This window comes from Aquihabitans sp. McL0605, from assembly GCF_049993875.1.
Classification (GTDB): domain Bacteria; phylum Actinomycetota; class Acidimicrobiia; order Acidimicrobiales; family Iamiaceae; genus Aquihabitans.
On record NZ_CP188252.1, the window covers coordinates 4392583 to 4412431 of the forward strand.

The window sequence follows — 19849 nt, forward strand, 5'->3', positions numbered from 1 at the left end:
CCTTCGGAGCGCCGCCCCAGCTCCCGGTACGGTGTCGCCGTGACCGATCCTGACGCTTCGACCTCGTCCAACTCTGCCTGGGCCGTGGGCATCGCCAGCTTCAGCGCGGCCGATGGCAAGGTGCTCGACACCTGGTACCCCGAGCCCATCATGGGCATGACCGAGGGGGCGCTGCGGCTGGCCGAGGAGCTCTCGCACCACGGGTCGGGTGGCACCTACGAGCTGACCCGCCGCCAGGCGCTCGACTACCTGCGCGTCGACGTGCAGCAGCTGACCGCCGCCGACGACCTGCGCCGGGTCCGCCGCGCCGCGGTCGTCACGTTCATCGACGACCTCGATGCGGCGCCCATCGACGCCCACGACTGCTACCTGCGGCTCCACCTGCTCTCGCACCGCCTGATCCGCCCCCACGGCTGCAACCTCGACGGCATCTTCGGGCTCCTGGCCAACGTCGTGTGGACCAGCGCCGGACCGTGCGCGGTCGAGGGCTTCGAGCAGACGCGGATGCGCCTCCGGGTCGCCGGCCACAACGTCACCGTCTACGGCATCGACAAGTTCCCCCGCATGGTCGACTACGTGGTCCCGAGCGGCGTGCGCATCGCCGACGCCGATCGCGTCCGCCTCGGCGCCCACCTGGCCGAGGGCACCACGGTCATGCACGAGGGCTTCTGCAACTTCAACGCCGGCACCCTGGGCAACTCCATGGTGGAGGGGCGCATCAGCGCCGGCGTCGTGGTGGGGGAGGGCTCCGACATCGGTGGCGGCTCGTCGATCCAGGGCACGCTGTCGGGCGGCGGCAAGACGGTGATCTCGATCGGTGAGGCCTGCCTGCTCGGTGCCAACGCCGGCCTCGGCATCTCGCTCGGCGATCGCTGCACCGTCCAGGCCGGCTGCTACATCCTCGGCGGCACCCGGGTCACCACCCCCGACGGCCAGGTCGTGAAGGCCGCGGACCTGTCGGGCCAGAGCGACCTCCTCTTCCGCCAGAACTCCACGACCGGCGTGATGGAGGTCCTGTCGCAGACGGTCGACTGGGGCTCGCTCAACACCGCCCTCCACCAGAACGACTGACGGCGATGCCCGGGTTCACCCCTCCGCCGTACCCCTACGACCGGTTGAAGCCCCTGCAGGAGGTGGCGTCGCGCCTGCCGGGCGGTCTCGTCGACCTCTCGATCGGGACCCCGTGCGACCCGCCGCCGGCGTTCACCGCAGCCGCGATGGCCGATCCGGCCGCGGCCCAGACCTACCCGCCGTCGCTCGGCACCGTGGCGTACCGCACCGCGGCGCTCGGGTGGCTGGCCCGCCGGTTCGGTGCCCAGCTCGACGTGTCGATGGTGGCGGCGTGCATGGGCACCAAGGAGCTGGTGGCCGGCGTGCCCCAGTGGCTGCGGCTGCGCAGCCCCCACCTCGACACGGTCCTGTACCCCGAGATCAGCTACCCCACGTACGCCATGGGCGCCACCTTGGCGGGCTGCCGGGCCGTGGCGGTACCCGTCGACGACCAGTGGCGCATCCGGCTCGACGCCATCGACGAGGCCGACGCCGCCCGGGCGCTGTGCCTGTGGGTCAACACCCCGGGCAACCCGGCGGGCGGTCTCGACGACCTGGGTGCTGCTGCGGCCTGGGGCCGTGAGCACGGGGTGCCGGTGTTCTCCGATGAGTGCTACGCCGAGTTCACCTGGGACGGTCCGGCTCGGACGATCCTCACCCACGGAACCGACGGCGTCGTCGCCGTGCACTCGCTGTCGAAGCGATCGAACTTCGCCGGCGCCCGCGCCGGCTTCTACGCCGGCGACGCCGAGCTGGTGGGGTACCTGTCCGAGGTGCGCAAGCACGCCGGGTTCATGGTGCCCGGCCCGGTGCAGGCCGCCGGGGCGTTGGCCTGGGACGACGACGCCCACGTGGTGGAGCAGCGGGCCCGGTACGCCGAGCGCCTCGATGCCCTCACCGCCGGGCTGCGAGCGTCCGGCCTCACGGTCGAGCCTCCAGCCGGCGCGTTCTACCTGTGGGTGGCCGCGCCTGGAGGTGACGCCTGGGCCCTGGCCGGGCGGCTGGCGGAGCGCGCGGGGGCGCTGGTCAGCCCGGGCGAGTTCTACGGGCCTGCGGGTTCCGGGCACGTGCGCATCGCCGCGGTGCAGCCGCTCGAGCGGATCGCCCTGGCCATGGAGCGGCTCACCGCCTGAGCCCATCGGGCGACGGCGTCGGCGGCGTCGGGAAGTCGCGCCGCGCGCCGTGTGAGATCGGCGAGACTGTGCGGGTGATGCCACAACCTGCCCCGCCGGCCGCCTACCCGCCTGCTGCGGCCGCCCCCGCGGGCAAGCCCAAGGGCGCGGCCGGGATCTGGATCGGTGTCGTGCTGGTCATCGTCGGGATCGTCCTCGGCGTGACGCTGGTCGTGTCGGGGGCCCGTGCCCTCGTCGACGGCTTCGACGGCCTCCAGCGCGTGCCGCTCTCCGGTGGCACCGTGCACCTCGACGACACCGGCACGAAGAGCATCTTCCTGGAGCGGCCCACCAGCGAGAGCGGTCCCTCGTTCACCACATCGACCTCGGGTGGCTTCGTCCCCAACGTCCTCGTGACCATCGTCGGGCCCGACGGCACGCACGTCAACGTCGACCGGGCGCCCGGCTCGCAGACCTACGTCTACAACGGTCACGAGGGCGTGCGGATCGCCACCTTCTACGCCGCCACCCCGGGCACCTACACCATCCAGGCGATCGAGGGCGGCCAGACCGGCGCCTACACGAGCTTCGCGATCGGCGGCGGCCTGCGGCTCAACGGGCTGGCCCGCATCGTGGGCGGCATCTTCGCCGGTGGCGCCCTGGTCCTGATCGGCATCATCTTGATCATCGTGTTCGCCGTGAAGCGGTCGCGCTCGAAGCGGCGGCTGTCGGCCCCGCCGCTCCCGTACCCCGGTGGCTACGGCGCCGCTCCCGCCGCGTGGGCCGGCGCCCCCGGTGCTCCCGTCGGCGCCTACCCCGGTGCACCCGGCTCACCGGCCCCCGGCTACCCGGCCGCACCCGGCTACCCGCCGGCCGGCGGCTACCCGCCGGCGCCGCCCGCCCAGCCCGGGTACGGCGCGCCGCAGCCGGGCACCGCGTGGACGCCCCCGCCCGCGCCGGGGTGGGTCCCGCCCCCGGCCGCTCCCGGCTCGCCGCCGCCACCGCCTGCGGCCCCGATGCCGGGCCAGCCGTGGGTCCCGCCCACCGCCCCGGACGCCACGCCGGGCGCCGCGCCTCCTCCGCCCGATGCCCCGCCTCCGCCCGCCGCGCCTCCCGCTCCGGCTCCGGCAGAGGGCGAGCCCACCGAGGGCCCACCATCGTGACCGACCTGCTCCAGCTCACGAGCGACCTGGTCGCCATGCCGTCGGTCAGCCACGACGAGGAGCTGATCGTCGACTGGCTCGTCGAGCAGCTCGGGGCGGTCCCGTCGCTCACCCTCGACCGGGTCGGCCACAACCTGGTCGCCCGCACCACCGGCTCGGCCTCCACCAGGGTGCTCCTCGCCGGGCACACCGACACCGTCCCGGTCAACGGCAACGCCACCCCGCGCATCGAGGGCGACACGCTGTGGGGCCTCGGCTGCACCGACATGAAGTCGGGCGTCGCGGTGATGCTGGAGCTGGCGCGCACCGTGACCGACCCCGCCGTCGAGGTCACCTACGTCTTCTACGCAGCCGAGGAGGTGGCCGCCGTCCACAACGGCCTGGCCCACCTGTTCCGCGAGCGCCCCGACCTGTTGGAGGCCGACGTCGCCCTCCTCGGCGAGCCCACCGACGCCACCATCGAGGCGGGCTGCCAGGGCACCTTGCGCATCGAGGTGGCGCTCCGCGGGGCCCGTTCGCACACCGCCCGTCCGTGGATGGGCCGCAACGCCATCCACCGGTTGGGCCGCCTCCTCGCCGCGGTGGAGGCGTTCCCCGAGCGGCGCCCGGTCATCGACGGCTGCGAGTTCCGGGAAGCGCTCCAGGCGGTGGCGGTGTCGGGCGGGGTGGCGGGCAACGTCGTCCCCGATCTCGCCACGGTCACCCTGAACCACCGCTTCGCGCCCGACCACACGTCAGAGCAGGCCGAGGCGGTGGTCCGGGACCTGATCGCCCCGTTCGTCGACGACGAGGACCGGGTGGAGCTCACCGACCTGTCCGGCGCGGCCCCGCCGGCGCTCGACCACCCGGTGCTCCAGGCCCTGATCAAGCGCAACGACCTGCCGGTGCGGGCCAAGCTGGGCTGGACCGATGTGGCGCGCTTCGCCGCCCACGGGATCCCGGCCACCAACTTCGGACCCGGCGATGCCACGCTCGCCCACACCGCCGACGAGCGGGTCGACCGTGCGCCGATCGAGCGGTGCTACGAGGCGCTGGTCGACCTGCTGACGACGGGCGTCTGACCCACCGGTGGCGATCGGGAGGAAGCAGAAGGCCGGGGCCGAGGGGCGTCGGACCGGCCCCGGGGGCGAGGCGCCCTGGTGGGACCCGGAGGACCAGGCCTTCGCCGAGCGCCCCCTCCTGGCTCGATCCGACCTGGGCAAGGGCTGGCAGTCGGTGCCGATGTTCAACAACGCCGAGCGGCTCGACCCCCACGGCGATGATCCGGCGTCGGAGGAGCTGCGGACGATCCGGGCTCGGCGCCGCCTCACCGCGCTCGACGAGGGCGCAGCGTGGCGCCTGCGGCGCGCGGGGGTGCTGGCCGTCGTGCGCACCGAGGTCTTCGCCGATGACGATCCCGCCGATCGGGCGGCGCACCGCGACGCGTGGGACCGGCTCGGGACGATCTGCCTCGACGCCGTGTGGCGCCAGCGGTGGACCGAGCGCGACCGCGCCCCTGGCTGGATCGAGGCGCTGCGGCGCCGCGGTGACCGCCCGGCCGTCGCAGATCTGTCGGCCCCGGCCGGGAGCACGGAGGCCGACGCCCCCGACCCCGTCGACTGGATCACCGTCGAGGACCAGACCGGGACGGTGGAGTCGGGTCTGGTGACGCAGTACGAGCACCTCACCTTGTGGCGGGGACGGGCGCTCGTGACCCTCACCGTCCGCCACGGCCAAGGCGACGACGTGGACGACGCACTGGCGGTGGCGGCTGCCGCCGTGCTGCGGCGGATGGCGCCCCCAGCTCGCTGAGGTGGTGCTCCGCCCGTGCCGCGGACCAGGAGCGCGGCGGGTCGGACAGCTCCGTACACTGCGCCGATCCCACCCAGCACAGGAGCACCCATGGCCATCGACGTCGGACAGCCCGCCCCCGCATTCACGCTCAAGGACCAGGACGGCACCGACGTGTCGCTCAGCGACTTCGCCGGCGAGAAGGCCGTCGCCCTCGTCTTCTACCCGTTCACGTTCACGGGGGTGTGCGAAGGCGAGCTGTGCGAGCTGCGCGACGACATCGCCGAGTACGAGCAGGCCGGCGTGCAGGTGCTCGCCGTGTCGTGCGATTCGCGCTTCTCCCAGAAGGTGTGGGCGGACCAGAAGGGCTGGACGTTCCCGCTGCTCTCGGACTTCTGGCCGCATGGAGCCGTGGCCCAGGCCTACGGCGTGTTCAACGAGGATCTGGGCTGTGCCATCCGAGCCACGTTCCTCATCGGCAAGGACGGCGTGCTGGTGGACACCTTCGCCACCGACAGCCTGGGCACCGCCCGGGAGAAGGAGCGCTACACCGCGGCCATCGGCAAGCTCTGAGCGATCAGAGCTTGCGCATGACGGTGACGACCTTGCCGAACACCTGGACCTCGGACGCCGGGAACACCATGGGCTCGAGGCGCGGGTTGTGGGGCGTGAGCACGACCTGATCGCCGCTGCGGCTGTAGGTCTTGACCGTGGCCTCCTCGCCGGGGATGCCGGCGACGACGATCTCGCCGTTGCGGGCCTCGGGCTGGGAGCGAACCACCACGAAGTCTCCGTCGAGGATGCCGGCATCGACCATGGAGTCGCCACGGACCTTCAGCATGAAGAGGTCTCCGTCGCCCGTGAGGTCTGCGGGGACGGGGACCACCTCTTCGACGTTCTGCTGGGCGAGCACGTCGGTGCCGGCCGCCACCTCGCCCACGAGGGGGACGTGGCGGATGGGGCGCCGCTCGACGGCGGCCCCGGACGCTGCGTCCCAGCGGACCTCGATGGCGCGGGGCTTGGACGGGTCCCGGCGGAGGAACCCGAGCCGCTGCAGGGTGGAGAGGTGGGAGTGGACCGTGGACGGGGACCCCAGTCCGACGGTCTCGCCGATCTCCCGGACCGACGGCGGGTAGCCCTTCTCGCGCATCGAGGCATCGATGCACTCGAGGATCTGCCGTTGGCGGGCGGTGAGCGCTTGGTCGGTCATGGGGGCTCCTCGTGTGATGCCCGGGAGGGCGAACAAGTGGTCGACCGTGACCGTAGCATCGCGCAGGTGTTCGGGCAAACATTTGTTCGTTCCCGGGCTTGACGGCGAACGACTGTTCGTGCCTACAGTGTCCACGTCCGAACAGGCGTTCGTGGAACGAGCGTTCGGAAGCGTCTCGATGTCAGACCCCCTGGGGAGTATCTGTTCCATGGCTGCGATCATCCAACCCCGCCCGCACACCTCGGTTCCCCAGCGCCCCGCGCTCCGCCTCGTCACCGCCCACGGAGGGCGCACGGTCGAGGCGCCGATCGATCTCGGCCTCACACCGGCCCACATCGTCGCCGCCGTCGTCGGGATCGTGCTGGTGGTCCTGCTGTCGATCGCCATCGGCAGCGGTGCCCTCGCCGGGCTCGCTCCCGCCCCGTCTGCTGGCGCCCCGTCTGCTGGCGCCTCGGCCGGAACCTCGGCCGCCGCCGGTGTGGCGGCCGGCACCACGGCCCAGCTCGAGGTGCACTCAGGCGACACGTTCTGGAGCATCGCCCGCCGTCTCCAGCCCACCGGTGACGTGCGTCCCCTGGTCGATCGGCTGATCGAGCTGAACGGCACCACCATCCTCCAGCCGGGTGAGCAGATCGTCGTTCCCGCCTGACGCGAACGGGCGCACCGCGCCCGTGGCAGTAGCGTCACGCCCGTGCGCTGCCCAGCCTGTGGAACCTTCGAAGACAAGGTCATCGATTCCCGGCAGTCCGAAGACGGGCTGCTGATCCGTCGTCGCCGCGCCTGCCTCGCCTGCCAGCGCCGGTTCACCACGTTCGAGCGCCTCGAGGAGGTCCCACTTCTGGTCGTCAAGCGCTCCGGGGACCGCGAGCCGTTCGACCCGGCCAAGGTGGTCTCGGGCCTGCGGCTGGCCACCAAGGGTCGGCCGGTCGATGCCGCCGACCTCGATCGCATCGCCACCGCCGTCGAGGAGTCGCTCCGGCTCGAAGGGACCGAGGTCAGCAGCGACCGCGTCGGCCGGGCCGTGCTCGAGCACCTGCGAGACCTCGACGTCGTGGCCGCCGTGCGCTTCGCCAGCGTCTACAAGGAGTTCGACGATCTCGCCGACTTCGAGCGGGAGCTCGACGAGCTGATGGGCCCCTCTCGCCTCACCAAGGCCACCGAGCCCAAGCGCCACTGAGCGCCAGGCGGGTGGCCGCCGTCGGCTCCCCCCAGATCAGGGGCGCACGTACCGGGCCAGCAGCTCGCCGTCAGACTCCCAGAGGTGCGCCAGGCGGAACCGCTGTGCGGTCTCCTCGTCGCTGACCACCGCCCGTCGGCTGCGCCCGCCGACCAGCATGGGGGAGAGCGTGAGGTTGAGCTCGTCGATGAGGTCGACCTCGAGCAGCTGACCGTTGAGCACCGGTCCGCCCTCGACGATCGCACAGCGCGCACCGAGGTCGCCGAGCACGGTCGCCATGGTGGCGAAGTCGACGGACCCCACGCCCGCCACCCGCACGTCGGCGACGGGCTCGAGCGCGGCCAGCCGGTGCACGGGAGCCCCCTCGACCGTGAAGATCAGCGGCGGCTCGACCGCGTCGGTGAACAGGCTGGTGGTCTCGTCGAGGTCGAGGGTCCGGCTCACCACCACGATCCGGGGCACGCGGGCCTGGCCTCGGGCCAGGCGAGCCTCCTGCACCTCCGCGGTGGGCCGCGGCGGCCCGTAGCCCTCGGCTCGAACCGTGCCGGCGGCGGCGACGATCACGTCGGCAACGCCCCGGAGGGCCCGGAACACGGCCAGGTCGGCGGCGCCGCCGAGCTGCCCCGACACGCCGCCGAGCGCGGTGGCGCCATCGGCGCTCGACACCATGTTGAGCGCCATCCACGGTCGGCCGGGCGGCGCCGGTCGCTGGGCGACCGCGTGCTGGTGGAACGGGTCGACGTCGGCGGGCTCGGGCAGCAACTGGCGCACCCGGGCACGGTACTGCTGGCCCTGGCAGCATGGGTCCATGTCCGATCACGAGCGCATCGCCATCCGTACGTGCCCGCTGTGCGAAGCCGGCTGCGGCCTCGAGATCACGGTGGCCGGTGACGAGGTCACGCGCATCCGCGGCGACCGCGACGACGTGTTCAGCCATGGCTACATCTGCCCCAAGGGGTCCACGCTCCGACAGCTCCACGGCGACCCCGACCGCCTGCGCACGCCCCTCGTGCGCCGCGGTGGCGAGCTCGTCGAGGCCACCTGGGCCGAGGCGTTCGCGGCGGTGGAGGAGGGCCTGGCGCAGGTCATCGACCAGCACGGTCGCGGCGCCCTCGGCGTCTACGTCGGCAACCCCAACGCCCACAACCTCTCGGCCTTGCTGTACCTCAAGCCCCTGCTCAAGGGCCTCGGCACCCGCAACGTGTTCTCGGCGAGCACCGTCGACCAGCGGCCCAAGGAGCTGTCATCGGCCTGGATGTTCGGTGGCGGGCTCACGATCCCGGTGCCCGACGTCGATCGCACCGACCTGCTGCTGATCCTCGGCGCCAACCCGTACGTGTCGAACGGCAGCCTGGCCACAGCGCCCGACTGGCCCGGCCGCATCGAGGCGATGCGCGAGCGCGGCGGCAAGCTGATCGTGGTCGACCCGCGCCGCAGCCGCACCGCCGAGGAGGCCGACTGGCACCTGGCCATCCGCCCGGGCACCGATGCGCTGCTGCTCGCCGCCCTCGTCACCACCCTCGTGGAGGAAGGCTGCATCGAGCCGGGTGCGGCGGGGGAGTGGGTGGAGGGCCTCGATGAGGTCCTCGTCGCCCTCGCGCCGTTCACCGCCGAGGCCGTGGCGCCGTCCGTGGGCGTGAAGGCCGCCGAGATCCGGCGCCTGGCCCTCGAGCTCAGCGACGCGCCGAGCGCGGCGGTGTACGGCCGCATGGGCACCACCACCGCCGAGTTCGGCACCATCGCCTCGTGGCTGGTCGACGTGGTCAACCTCTGCACCGGCAACCTCGACCGACCCGGGGGCGCCATGTTCGCCCGGGCGGCTGCGGGGGCGTCCAACACCCGTGGTGCCCCCCGCACCGGCCGCAAGCTCGAGGTGGGGCGCCACGGCAGCCGGGTCCGGGGCATGCCCGAGACCATGGGTGAGCTGCCGGCGTCGTGCCTGGCCGAGGAGATCGACACGCCCGGGGACGGCCAGATCCGCGGCATGGTCACCGTGGCGGGCAACCCGGTGCTGTCCACCCCCAACGGCGGCCGCCTCGACCAGGCGCTCGACCAGCTCGACTTCTACGTCGCCGTCGACATCTACGTGAACGAGACCACCCGGCACGCCGACGTGATCCTCCCGCCGCCCAGCTCCCTGCAGAAGGGCCACTACGACCTCGCGCTGCTCCAGGTGGCCATCCGCAACGTGGCCAACTACTCGCCGCCGGTGCTGCCGCTCGACGACGGCCAGCCCGACGAGTGGGAGATCCTGGCCAAGCTGGCCCTGATCGCCCAGGGGCTGGGGGCCGAGGCCGACCCCTCGGTCGTCGACGACCTGGTGATCTCCACGCTGGTCAACGGCGCCATCGCCGATCCCCACAGCTCGGTCGCCGGGCGGGAGGCGGAGGAGATCCTGGCCGCGCTGGCACCCCGCCGCGGTCCCGAGCGCATCCTCGACCTCATGCTGCGCACCGGCCCGTACGGCGACGGCTTCGGCGCCCGCACCGAGGAGGTGGCCCCCGGGGTGGCGCCGCTGACCCTCGATGTGCTCCTGGCGCACCCGCACGGCGTCGACCTCGGTCCGCTCGAGCCGCGGCTGCCCGACGTGCTGCGCACGCCCACCGGGATGATCCAGCTCGACGTGCCCCAGGTCATGGCCGACCTGCCGCGCCTGGCCGCCGCGCTCGACCGGGAGGTGCCCGAGGCCGTCCTGGTGGGCCGCCGAGACCTCCGGTCGAACAACTCGTGGATGCACAACGTCGAGGTCCTGGTGAAGGGCCGGCCGCGGTGCACGCTCCACGTCCACCCCGACGACGCCGAGCGCTGGGGCCTGGTCGACGGCAAGGACGCCATCGTGACGGGCCGCGTCGGCACGCTCGAGGTGCCCGTCGAGGTCACCGACGCGGTGCGCGCCGGCGTGGTGAGCCTCCCGCACGGGTGGGGCCACGACCTGCCGGGCGTGCGCCTGGGCGTGGCCGGACGCCACGCCGGGGTCAACTCGAACCTGCTGTCGGACGACGAGGTGGTCGACGTGCCGTCTGGCAACGCCGTCCTCAACGGCATCCCGGTGGCTGTGGTCCCGGCCTGACCAGGCGGGCGCCCCGGAGTGGGGCCGCCCGCGGTCAGGCGGAGGCGGCGATGTCGGGGTCGGCGTCGGGCTTCACGACCGACCGGATCTTGCGCAGCGCGGTCTCGAACGCGTGCAGCTCGTCGGCGCTGAGCACGTCGGTGAGGATCTTGTCGACCGTGTGGAGGTGCGAGGGCAAGGCGGCGAGGAGCTGGCTGAGGCCCCGCGGGGTGATGACCGCGTAGTACACCCGCCGGTCGCCGTCGTGCTGGGCCCGCGACACCAGCCCGGCGTCGGTGAGCCGGTCGATGACGCGGGTGAGGCCGCTGTTGGAGAGGGTGGACTGCCCGGCCAGCTCGGTCATGCGCAGCCGGCGCATGGGGGAGCGGGCCAGCCGGACCAGCACCTCGAAGGCGGAGCCGTTGAGGCCGTGGATCTCGAGGTCGGGCTCGATGGCCGAGCGCACGCCAGCGTGCGTCTCGAGCAACAGGCCCATGGTGGTCAGCCTCGGATCGTTCACGAGGCTCGATGGGGGTTCGCCGTGGTCACTCATGTGGGGCCGTTCTACCCACAGCATCGGGGCCCCAATCCACAACCGCACGCGGGCGTGTGGATGAACCTGGGAGAAATCCCCGCGTAATTCACAGGGTTGTTCCCCTTACAACCCACAGGGCAAGCACCGTAGGTTTGTCCTCGGCGTCAACGGATGCCGGGTCGAACGGTCGGAACAAGTGGTGTGGGATCTCCGCATCGCCGAACTGGTTCGGAGATGTGGAGCGAGTACGTGAGGGAGGCCCATGGGCACTGCCGTCGAGGCGGTCCCATCTCCCTTCGACCTGCCCGATCGGCCCGGTGTCCGTTGTCCTGTCCGCACCTTGGTGGGGTAGGCGGCGGGTCGTGCAGAAACCTGCGCGAACCCGTTGACACCGATGTAGTTACCGTGGTGTAGTTTGGGTTCTACATCTTGTGGTGCTGAGGCGACAGGGGCCGTCTCAACCACAAGGGGTTGTGGTCTGGGCAGCGCCGCCCGGACTGGTGGGCCTGCCCGCCGACCGACGATCCGGCACCCCGGACACCTGACACCTCTCCTGACCTCCTACCTCTCCCGAGGAGCACACCCATGGCCATGGCACCCGAGCAGACCGGCATCGGCATCCGCCGCCACTTCACCACCGAGGGCGTGCACCCCTACGACGAGGTCACGTGGGAGCTGCGCGACTCGCGCATCACCAACTTCCGCGACGGCAGCACCGCCTTCGAGCAGCTCGGGGTCGAGTTCCCCAACACCTGGTCGCTCAACGCCACCAACATCGTCACCCAGAAGTACTTCCGCGGCACCCTCGGCACGCCCGAGCGCGAGTCGTCGCTCAAGCAGGTCATCGACCGGGTGGCCGACACCATCACCACGTGGGGCATCGAGGGCGGCTACTTCGTCGACGAGCACGAGGCGGAGACGTACCGAGCCGAGCTCAAGCACCTCCTGGTCCACCAGAAGGCCGCCTTCAACTCGCCGGTGTGGTTCAACATCGGGGTCAAGGGCGTGCCGCAGCAGGCCTCGGCGTGCTTCATCCTGTCGGTCGACGACGAGATGGACTCGATCCTCAACTGGTACCGGGAAGAGGGCGTGATCTTCAAGGGCGGCTCGGGGGCCGGCGTCAACCTCTCCCGCATCCGCTCCTCGAAGGAGTACCTGAAGGGCGGCGGCACCGCCTCCGGCCCGGTCAGCTTCATGCGCGGCGCCGATGCGTCCGCCGGCACCATCAAGTCGGGCGGCAAGACCCGCCGCGCCGCCAAGATGGTCATCCTCGACGTCGACCACCCCGACATCGAGGAGTTCATCTGGTGCAAGAGCCGTGAGGAGCACAAGGCCCGCGCCCTGCGCGACGCCGGCTTCGACATGGACCTCGACGGCGCCGACAGCCACTCGATCCAGTACCAGAACGCCAACAACTCGGTCCGGGTGACCGACGAGTTCATGCAGGCCGTCGTCGACGACGCCGACTGGAACCTGCGGGGCGTCACCGACGGCGAGATCAAGAAGACCATGCGGGCTCGAGACCTCATGCGCCAGATCAGCCAGGCCACCTGGGAGTGCGCCGACCCGGGCATGCAGTTCGACACCACGATCAACCGCTGGCACACCGCCCACAACACGGGCCGGATCAACGGCTCGAACCCGTGCTCGGAGTACATGCACCTCGACAACTCGGCGTGCAACCTGGCCAGCCTCAACCTCCTCAAGTTCCTCAACGACGACGACACGTTCGACGTCGAGGCCTACAAGGCGGCCGTGGAGATCATGTTCACCGGCCAGGAGATCCTGGTGGGCCGGGCGGACTACCCGACCGACCCGATCGGCGACACCTCCCGCAAGTTCCGCCAGCTGGGCATCGGCTACGCCAACATCGGCGCCCTGCTGATGGCGCTCGGCCTCGCCTACGACTCCGACGAGGGCCGGGCCTGGGCCGGTGCCCTCACCGCCCTCATGACCGGGCACGCCTACGCCACCTCCGCCCGCACCGCCGCCCGCATGGGCCCGTTCTCGGGCTACACCGAGAACTCCGAGCACATGCTCCGGGTCCTCAACATGCACCGCGACGAAGCGGCCAAGATCGACGAGGAGCTGGTCCCGGCCGAGCTGCTGTCGGCGGCCCAGCACTCGTGGGACGAAGCGTGCGAGCTGGGCGAGGCGTCCGGCGTCCGCAACTCGCAGGCCTCGGTCCTGGCGCCCACCGGCACCATCGGCCTCATGATGGACTGCGACACCACCGGCATCGAGCCCGACCTCGGCCTGGTCAAGATGAAGAAGCTGGTCGGCGGCGGCAACATGACCATCGTCAACCAGACCATCCCGCGTGCCCTGCGCCGCCTGGGCTACTCGCCCGTCGAGGTGACCGACATCGTCGCCTACATCGACGAGGAGAAGAGCATCCTCGGCGCCCCGCACCTGGCCGCCGAGCACGTGTCGGTGTTCGCCTGCTCCATGGGCGACAACACGATCCACTACTCCGGCCACGTGCGGATGATGGCGGCCGTCCAGCCGTTCATCTCCGGCGCCATCTCCAAGACCGTCAACATGCCCGAGGACGTCACCGTCGAAGACGTGGAGCAGCTCCACATCGACGCCTGGCAGCTCGGCGTGAAGGCCGTCGCCATCTACCGCGACAACTGCAAGGTGGCCCAGCCGCTGGCGATGGCCAAGAAGGGCGACGCCGAGGAGGGCAAGGCGGCCACCAACACCGGTGAGCTGGTCATCGCCGGCCCGCAGGTCGTCGAGGTCGAGCGGGTCGTCGAGCGCATCGTCGAGAAGGTCGTGAAGACCCCCGTCCGCACCAAGCTCGACCGCAACCGGTCCTCGAAGACCTTCGAGTTCCGGGTGGCCGACTGCAAGGGCTTCGTCACCGTCGGCGAGTACAGCGACGGCCGTCCCGGCGAGGTGTTCCTCAAGGTCGCCAAGCAGGGCTCGACCCTGGCGGGGATCATGGACGCCCTGTCGATCAGCCTCAGCTACGGCCTCCAGTACGGCGTTCCGCTGCGGGCGTTCGTCGAGGCGTTCACCAACACCCGCTTCGAGCCCGCCGGCATGACCGACGACCCGGAGCTGCGCATCGCGTCGTCGCTGCTCGACTACATCTTCCGCCGCCTCGCCATCGACTACCTGTCGAAGGAGGAGCGCGAGGAGCTCGGCATCCTCACCGTCTCGGAGCGCACGCAGCCCACGCTGCCCGGCGTCGAGGAGACCGTGGTGGAGAGCCGGCAGGGCACCGACCTGGCGGCTGACCCCAAGTCGATCCCGTCGGTGTCGGAGCTGGTCATCAAGCTCGACGACGCCGCGGCCGATGCGGGCGCCGAGCCGGCCCAGCCGAGCCTGCTCGACCGGGCCGGGGTCACCGACCTGACCACCGGCACCCACCAGCACACCCCGCCGCAGGTCCAGCCATCGGCGGCCCACTCCGACGCCCCGTACTGCTACCAGTGCGGCGTCCAGATGCAGCGGGCCGGCTCGTGCCACGCCTGCCCCAGCTGCGGCAGCACCAGCGGCTGCAGCTGATGTGAAAACCCCTCCGATGTCACCGGATCTACCACCGGTGTCACCGGGTTCCTTCACCTGGTGACAGCCCGGGATGGCACCGGTGACACGGCGAGAGCACACCGGTCACCTGACGACGAGGCTGAAGGCGAAGAAGCGGTCTGAGGGCCCGGTGCGAGAGCGCCGGGCCCTCGGCCATCTCCACACGAGAGGCGGAAGCCACGAGGCTCCGCACGACGTGAGACAAGTCCCCGCCCCCCGGTTTCGGGGCACGGCTGGGTGTCGGCTGCTAGGGCGCTCGACGCCCGTCCCGGTCGGTGAGGGTGGCGATGGCGTCCCAGAGGGTCGGCCAGAGTGGTTCGGGCCGGTCGTGGCCCATGTCGGTCACGATGAGGAGCTCGGCGTCAGGGATGAGCTCGGCAGTCCGCTCGCCGCCGCTCGGTGCGATCAGGGTGTCGTCCGTGCCGTGGATCACCAGGACCGGGAGGCGCAGACCGGCGAGGTCGTTCTCGAGCGAACCAGTGGCGAGGAGGGCTGCGAGCTGGCGGTCGGTTCCACCCGGGCACAGCCCTCGGTCGTAGCTGGCCGCGGCGAGGGCAGCGGCGGAGGTGTTGTCGAAGTAGCGCTTCGAGGACCACACGTGCGAGGCAGCGACGGTGCCGGCGATGTAGCCGTCTCTGTCGGGTGGCAACGGGCTCATGAGCGCGGCGAACGCCTCTGGGCTCCACTGCCCCACTTCGGGCGACCCGGTCGACGACATCATCGAGGTCAGGGTGGCCACGAGATTCGGATGGCGGATCGCAACGAGTTGGGCGACCATGCCCCCCAGCGAGGACCCGACGACGTGAACCCGGTCGAGGCCGAGCGCTCCAACCAGGCATGCGGCGTCGTCGGCCAGGTCCTCGAGCCGGTAGGGGGCGAGGGCCCGAACGGCTTCGAGGTCGCCACTCGATGCGGCGCTGATGAGCTGACCCCGGTCTACGGGGAACTGGTCGAGCTTCGTCGACAAGCCGGTGTCCCGGTTGTCGAACCGGATCACGTACCGGCCGCGCCGGGCGAGGCCCTCGCAGAAGCCGCTGTCCCACGAGAGCATCTGCACGCCGAACCCGGCGATCAACAAGACCGCTGGGTCGGCCGGGTCACCGAACGTCTCGTACTCAAGGGCGATGTCGCCTCGAACAACTGCTTGCGGCATCAACGGCCCTCCCGTCGGGTCTCGGACAGTATCGATCCGCGCCCTACCAGGCAACGCAGTTCCGGGCGACGGCAACCATCCCAGAACGCCCGGGGCTCAGGGACCAGCCGACGGTTGGCGGAGGCGTTCCCGGGTAACGCCCGCACCGCCTTGCTCGTCATGGATCTCCAGCACGGCATCCTCGGCCGCCGCCCCGATGCCGACGACCTCCTGGCCCGCGTGGCGGCCACCATCGCCACCGCCCGCCGGCTCGGCCTCACCATCGGCCACGTGCGCGTGGGGTTCTCCGACGAGGACCACCCGGATCTATGTCCGGCGCGACGCCGTGGCCGACGCCGACCTGGAGGTGCACGCCGTGCTGATGGACAAGGTGTTCCCCGGCAGTCCCAGGTGATCACCACCGAGGACCTGCCGGGGCTGGACACGGCCTGATCAGGCGTTGGTGAGCACCTGGTCGGCGTCGCTGTCGCTCTGGTCGTCGTCGTCCTCGAAGAGGGAGTCGTCGGCGTGGCCCTCGACATCGACGTTGGGGAGGATCCGGTCGAGCCACCCGGGCAGCCACCAGTTCCGGTCGCCGAGGAGCTCCATGGTGGCGGGCACCAGCAGCATGCGGACGATGGTGGCGTCGAGGAGGATGGCGGTGGCCAAGCCGGTGCCCATCAGCTTCACGGTGCGGTCGGACTCCAGGATGAAGGCGCCGAACACGAACACCATGATGGCGGCCGCCGCCGTGATGACCTTGGCCGTGGCGGCCAGGCCGTCGGCCACCGAGCGGTGGCTGTCTCCGGTGCGGTGCCACTCCTCGCGGATGCGGGAGAGGAGGAACACCTCGTAGTCCATCGACAGGCCGAAGACGATGGCGAACATCATCATCGGCATCCACGGTTCGATGGGTGCCGGTTGCACGCCGGTGATGTCGGACAGCCAGCCCCACTGGAACAGGGCGATGACGATGCCGTAGGCGGCGCCGATGGACAGCAGGTTCATGATGACGGCCTTGAGCGGCACCAGCAACGATCGGAACACCGTCATCAGCAGCAGGAACGACAGCAGGAGCACGGCCCCGAAGAAGTAGGGGAGCCGGCCGGCCAGCAGGTTGGAGAAGTCGACGCTCACCGCCACCTGGCCGGTGACGAGCACGTCGATGCCCGCCTGCTTCTCCAGGCTGGGCAGCGTGCCGTCTCGCAGGCGGTGGATGAGCGCGGTGGTGGCCTCGTCCTGCGGTCCGGTCTTGGGGATCACGGTCCACAGCACGGCCGTGGGGTCCTTGGGATCGTTGATCTGTGCCGGTGAGGCGAACACGACGTTGGGGTCGGCGCCGACGGCCTTGGTGATGGCGTCGAGCTTGGCCTGGTCGACCGGGCCGTCGGTCTTGGCGGTGAGCAGCAGCGGCCCGTTGAAGCCGGCGCCGAACCCGTCGACGAGCAGGTCGTAGGCCTTGCGGGTGGACGTGTCCTTGGGGAAGTTGCTCTCGTCGGAGAACCCGAGGCGCAGGCTCAGCACGGGGATGGCCAGGAGCAGCAGGACGAGCGTCGAGCCGATGGCGACCGGCCACGGGCGGTGCTGGACGACCCGGCTCCAGCGGTAGGCCCACGTCTGGCGCAGCGGCTTGGGCTCCTTGCGCGGCACCTCGACCTTGAGCGGCTTGGCCCAGATGCCGGCGATCAGCACGATGATGGCCACCGGGAAGGCGATGATCAGGGCGTCGATGGCCAGGCCGAACCCGATGAGGCCGACGGCGATGAGGCCAGCAGCGATGAGGCCGCGCCGGCGGGTGACCTCGATGCGGGCGCCGGCGAAGCCGAGCAGGGCGGGGAGCAACGTGAGCGACGCCAGCACGGTGACCAGCACCACGGATGACGCCGCGACCGCCAGCCCCTGCACGAAGGCCACCTTCATGAGGAGCATGCCGAGCAGCGAGATCACGACGGTCATGCCGGCGAACAGCACGGAGCGGCCGGCCGTGTCCATGGCGATGCCGATGGATTCTCGGACGTCGTGGCCCGAGTGGAGCTGCTCCCGGTACCGGGTGACGATGAGCAGGGCGTAGTCGATGCCGACGCCCAGCCCGATCATGGCCCCGAGGAACGTGGCGAACTGGGGGACCGACAGCACGTTGCTGAGCAGGACGATGAGCGCGCTGCCGATGCCGATGCCGAACAGCGCCACGCCGATGGGCAGGCCCATGGCGAGCACCGAGCCGAACGCCACGATCAGGATGACGATGGCGAACGCCAGCCCCAGGGCCTCGGTGGACGGCGCTTCGAACTCGGCGAAGATGAACCCGCCGCGCTCGATCTGGAGGCCCTCGATCTTGGGCGACTCCCCGACGATCAGGTCTCGGACCTTGCCGGCGGCGGCCTGGTCGGTGTCGGCCGGGAACTCCACGTTGGCATAGGCGACCTTCCCGGCATCGGGGCCCTGCGCGGCGATCTGGCGCGCGCCCTCGGCGGTGTACGGGCTGACCACGCGGGTGACGCCCTTGGCCTTGGCCACCTCGGCGAAGACGTGCTCCATGCCCTTCTTCACGGCCGGATCGTTCACGCCCTGGTCGGCCTTGAAGACGATGGTGCCGCTGGCGCCGGCACCCTGGCCGCCGAAGTCGGCCTTCAAGATGTCGGCGCCGCGCTTCGACTCCACGTTGGGGAGGTTGAAGTTGTCGTGGAAGCCGTCGCCCACCGCGCCCGAGAGCGCGTTGAAGCCGACGAGCGCCACGAGCCAGGCGGCGAGCACCCACCGTCGGTGGTCGTGCATCCATGGTCCGAGCTTCTGGAACACGGGTGAGCTTCTCCTGCGATGTGGTGTCCGGCCGACGGCGATGGATCTCGACGCGCACCGCACCGAACCCGACCACCGCCCGGTCCGAGCCTACGGCCTGCCCCCGCAGCGTCGAAACGCCTTTGAGCAGGGAACTGCTCGATCTCGGGTCGGCCGCCGCCCGTGGGTCCCACGATGGGGTGCGGTGGATCGGTATCGTCCGGCCGATGAGCGATCCATGGCGGGGCGGAGACGGCGGAACGAGCTGGCAGCAGCAGCGGGAGCCGGTGGCCGATCCGCCGCCGACCCCGCCGCCGTTCGGAGCCCCGTACGAGCCGCGCCCGGCGGCACCGGTGCCGGGCTGGGGAGCCGCGCCGCCGCCACCGGCGGTCCCGCCGGCCGCGCCGCCCGGATACGCCTCTCCCTCGGTCCCGCCGCCACCTGCGCCGGCGGGGTACGCCTCACCGGCGGTGCCGGCGCCGCCATCGTCCGCGCCGGCCGCGGTGCCGCCTGGCTGGTACACCACGCCGATCGGCACCACGGCGTGGTGGGACGGCTACCAGTGGCTGCAGGCGCCGCCGTCGACGGTCGACCCCTACTACCACCCGGTCGACACGATCGGCGCCGCCACCCAGGCGCTGCTCGCCGCGTCGGGCCTGGCGGCCCTGCTGGCCACCGGCGCCGAGTTCGCCCGCTGGCAGCTGCTGGGCAAGGCGCTCGACCACCCCGGGACGGTCACCTACGACCAGCTCCACGGGGCCGACAACCTTGCCGCTCTGGCCGGGACCATCCGTCTGCTCGTGATCCTCCCCACCGTCGTGGTGTTCCTCATCTGGCTCCACCGGGTGTTCTCGAACCTCGTGGGCCCGCTGCGAGCGGGGGCCCGGCTCGACACCTCGCCCGGCTGGGCGGTCGGGTGGTGGTTCATCCCGTTCGCCAACCTCGTCAAGCCGGCGCAGGTGATGAGCGAGGCGTGGAGGGCATCGGAGCCGGTTGCTCCGGCGGGACCGCAGGGACGCTCCGCGTGGGCCAAGCCCAAGGGCACTCCGCTCATCGGCTGGTGGTGGGCGTGCTGGATCGGTGCGACCGTGATCACCCGGATCAGCGTCGGCTTCTCCAACGACGGCGGCGCATCCCTGCGCGGTCGGATGCTCTGGTCGACCATCGGCTCGGCGCTGCTGGTGGTGGCGGCGGTGCTCGCGGTGATGATCGTCCGCGGGCTCTGCGAGCGGCTGGCGGCGCGGGCCGTCGCCCTCGGGGTGCCCAGCCACCGCTGACACCGCCGACCTCCGCACGCGCCCGATCGGGAGCGATGGCATCCTGTCCCGGCACGCCA

The 19849-nt window shown here is 71.4% G+C and carries 17 protein-coding genes; 12 read left to right on the plus strand and 5 right to left on the minus strand.

What is annotated here, in order from left to right:
• Window positions 1–39 precede the first annotated feature (39 nt).
• The 6 genes from dapD (at window position 40) to ACPPVX_RS20410 (ending at window position 5668) form a co-directional block, all read left to right on the plus strand.
• Entirely contained in the window at window positions 40–1071 is a 1032-nt protein-coding gene (gene dapD / locus ACPPVX_RS20385) for a 2,3,4,5-tetrahydropyridine-2,6-dicarboxylate N-succinyltransferase (RefSeq protein WP_426572415.1), read from the plus strand.
• A 5-nt stretch (window positions 1072–1076) separates the two neighbouring features.
• On the plus strand, window positions 1077–2183 hold the full coding sequence (locus tag ACPPVX_RS20390; RefSeq protein WP_426572416.1) for a pyridoxal phosphate-dependent aminotransferase: 1107 nt from the start codon (window positions 1077–1079) through the stop codon (window positions 2181–2183).
• A 77-nt stretch (window positions 2184–2260) separates the two neighbouring features.
• Window positions 2261–3325, plus strand: coding sequence for a hypothetical protein (locus ACPPVX_RS20395; protein WP_426572417.1), 1065 nt, complete (start codon window positions 2261–2263; stop codon window positions 3323–3325).
• Window positions 3322–4386, plus strand: a complete 1065-nt coding sequence (gene dapE / locus ACPPVX_RS20400) for a succinyl-diaminopimelate desuccinylase (protein WP_426572418.1) — start codon at window positions 3322–3324, stop codon at window positions 4384–4386. The genes ACPPVX_RS20395 and dapE overlap by 4 nt, the downstream gene beginning before the upstream one ends.
• A gap of 7 nt (window positions 4387–4393) precedes the next feature.
• A complete protein-coding gene (locus ACPPVX_RS20405; RefSeq protein WP_426572419.1) occupies window positions 4394–5116 on the plus strand; it encodes a hypothetical protein in 723 nt (240 codons plus the stop codon).
• A gap of 90 nt (window positions 5117–5206) precedes the next feature.
• A complete protein-coding gene (locus ACPPVX_RS20410; protein ID WP_426572420.1) occupies window positions 5207–5668 on the plus strand; it encodes a peroxiredoxin in 462 nt (153 codons plus the stop codon).
• A 4-nt stretch (window positions 5669–5672) separates the two neighbouring features.
• On the opposite strand, the gene lexA is transcribed toward ACPPVX_RS20410, so the two are convergent.
• Window positions 5673–6305: a transcriptional repressor LexA gene (gene lexA, locus ACPPVX_RS20415; protein WP_426572421.1), complete on the minus strand. Its 633-nt coding sequence runs from the start codon at window positions 6303–6305 to the stop codon at window positions 5673–5675.
• Window positions 6306–6513: 208 nt separating this feature from the next.
• On the opposite strand from lexA, the gene ACPPVX_RS20420 reads away from it, so the two are divergent.
• The gene (locus ACPPVX_RS20420; RefSeq protein WP_426572422.1) at window positions 6514–6954 is read left to right on the plus strand and encodes a LysM peptidoglycan-binding domain-containing protein; all 441 of its coding nucleotides are present in this window, start codon (window positions 6514–6516) and stop codon (window positions 6952–6954) included.
• A gap of 42 nt (window positions 6955–6996) precedes the next feature.
• The gene (gene nrdR, locus ACPPVX_RS20425) at window positions 6997–7482 is read left to right on the plus strand and encodes a transcriptional regulator NrdR (RefSeq protein WP_426572423.1); all 486 of its coding nucleotides are present in this window, start codon (window positions 6997–6999) and stop codon (window positions 7480–7482) included.
• 36 nt (window positions 7483–7518) lie between these two features.
• Here the strand turns inward: nrdR and ACPPVX_RS20430 are convergent, their stop codons facing one another.
• Window positions 7519–8253, minus strand: a complete 735-nt coding sequence (locus ACPPVX_RS20430; protein ID WP_426572424.1) for a dihydrofolate reductase family protein — start codon at window positions 8251–8253, stop codon at window positions 7519–7521.
• Between the two features lie 37 nt (window positions 8254–8290).
• Here ACPPVX_RS20430 and ACPPVX_RS20435 point away from each other — a divergent pair, with 37 nt between their 5' ends.
• Window positions 8291–10552 carry a molybdopterin-dependent oxidoreductase gene (locus ACPPVX_RS20435; RefSeq protein WP_426572425.1) on the plus strand — a complete coding sequence of 754 codons (2262 nt, stop codon included), beginning with the start codon at window positions 8291–8293 and terminating at the stop codon, window positions 10550–10552.
• A 34-nt stretch (window positions 10553–10586) separates the two neighbouring features.
• Here ACPPVX_RS20435 and ACPPVX_RS20440 read toward each other — a convergent pair whose 3' ends face one another.
• Window positions 10587–11027, minus strand: coding sequence for a MarR family winged helix-turn-helix transcriptional regulator (locus ACPPVX_RS20440; protein WP_426572426.1), 441 nt, complete (start codon window positions 11025–11027; stop codon window positions 10587–10589).
• Window positions 11028–11651: 624 nt separating this feature from the next.
• On the opposite strand from ACPPVX_RS20440, the gene ACPPVX_RS20445 reads away from it, so the two are divergent.
• Entirely contained in the window at window positions 11652–14582 is a 2931-nt protein-coding gene (locus tag ACPPVX_RS20445) for a vitamin B12-dependent ribonucleotide reductase (protein WP_426572427.1), read from the plus strand.
• A 268-nt stretch (window positions 14583–14850) separates the two neighbouring features.
• On the opposite strand, the gene ACPPVX_RS20450 is transcribed toward ACPPVX_RS20445, so the two are convergent.
• Window positions 14851–15756 carry an alpha/beta fold hydrolase gene (locus ACPPVX_RS20450; RefSeq protein WP_426572428.1) on the minus strand — a complete coding sequence of 302 codons (906 nt, stop codon included), beginning with the start codon at window positions 15754–15756 and terminating at the stop codon, window positions 14851–14853.
• 159 nt (window positions 15757–15915) lie between these two features.
• Between ACPPVX_RS20450 and ACPPVX_RS20455 the strand changes: the two genes are divergently transcribed.
• The gene (locus tag ACPPVX_RS20455) at window positions 15916–16188 is read left to right on the plus strand and encodes a hypothetical protein (RefSeq protein WP_426572429.1); all 273 of its coding nucleotides are present in this window, start codon (window positions 15916–15918) and stop codon (window positions 16186–16188) included.
• On the opposite strand, the gene ACPPVX_RS20460 is transcribed toward ACPPVX_RS20455, so the two are convergent.
• Window positions 16189–18534: an MMPL family transporter gene (locus ACPPVX_RS20460; protein WP_426572430.1), complete on the minus strand. Its 2346-nt coding sequence runs from the start codon at window positions 18532–18534 to the stop codon at window positions 16189–16191. It lies immediately after the preceding gene.
• A 206-nt stretch (window positions 18535–18740) separates the two neighbouring features.
• Between ACPPVX_RS20460 and ACPPVX_RS20465 the strand changes: the two genes are divergently transcribed.
• A complete protein-coding gene (locus tag ACPPVX_RS20465; protein ID WP_426572431.1) occupies window positions 18741–19790 on the plus strand; it encodes a DUF4328 domain-containing protein in 1050 nt (349 codons plus the stop codon).
• The last annotated feature ends 59 nt before the right edge of the window (window positions 19791–19849 follow it).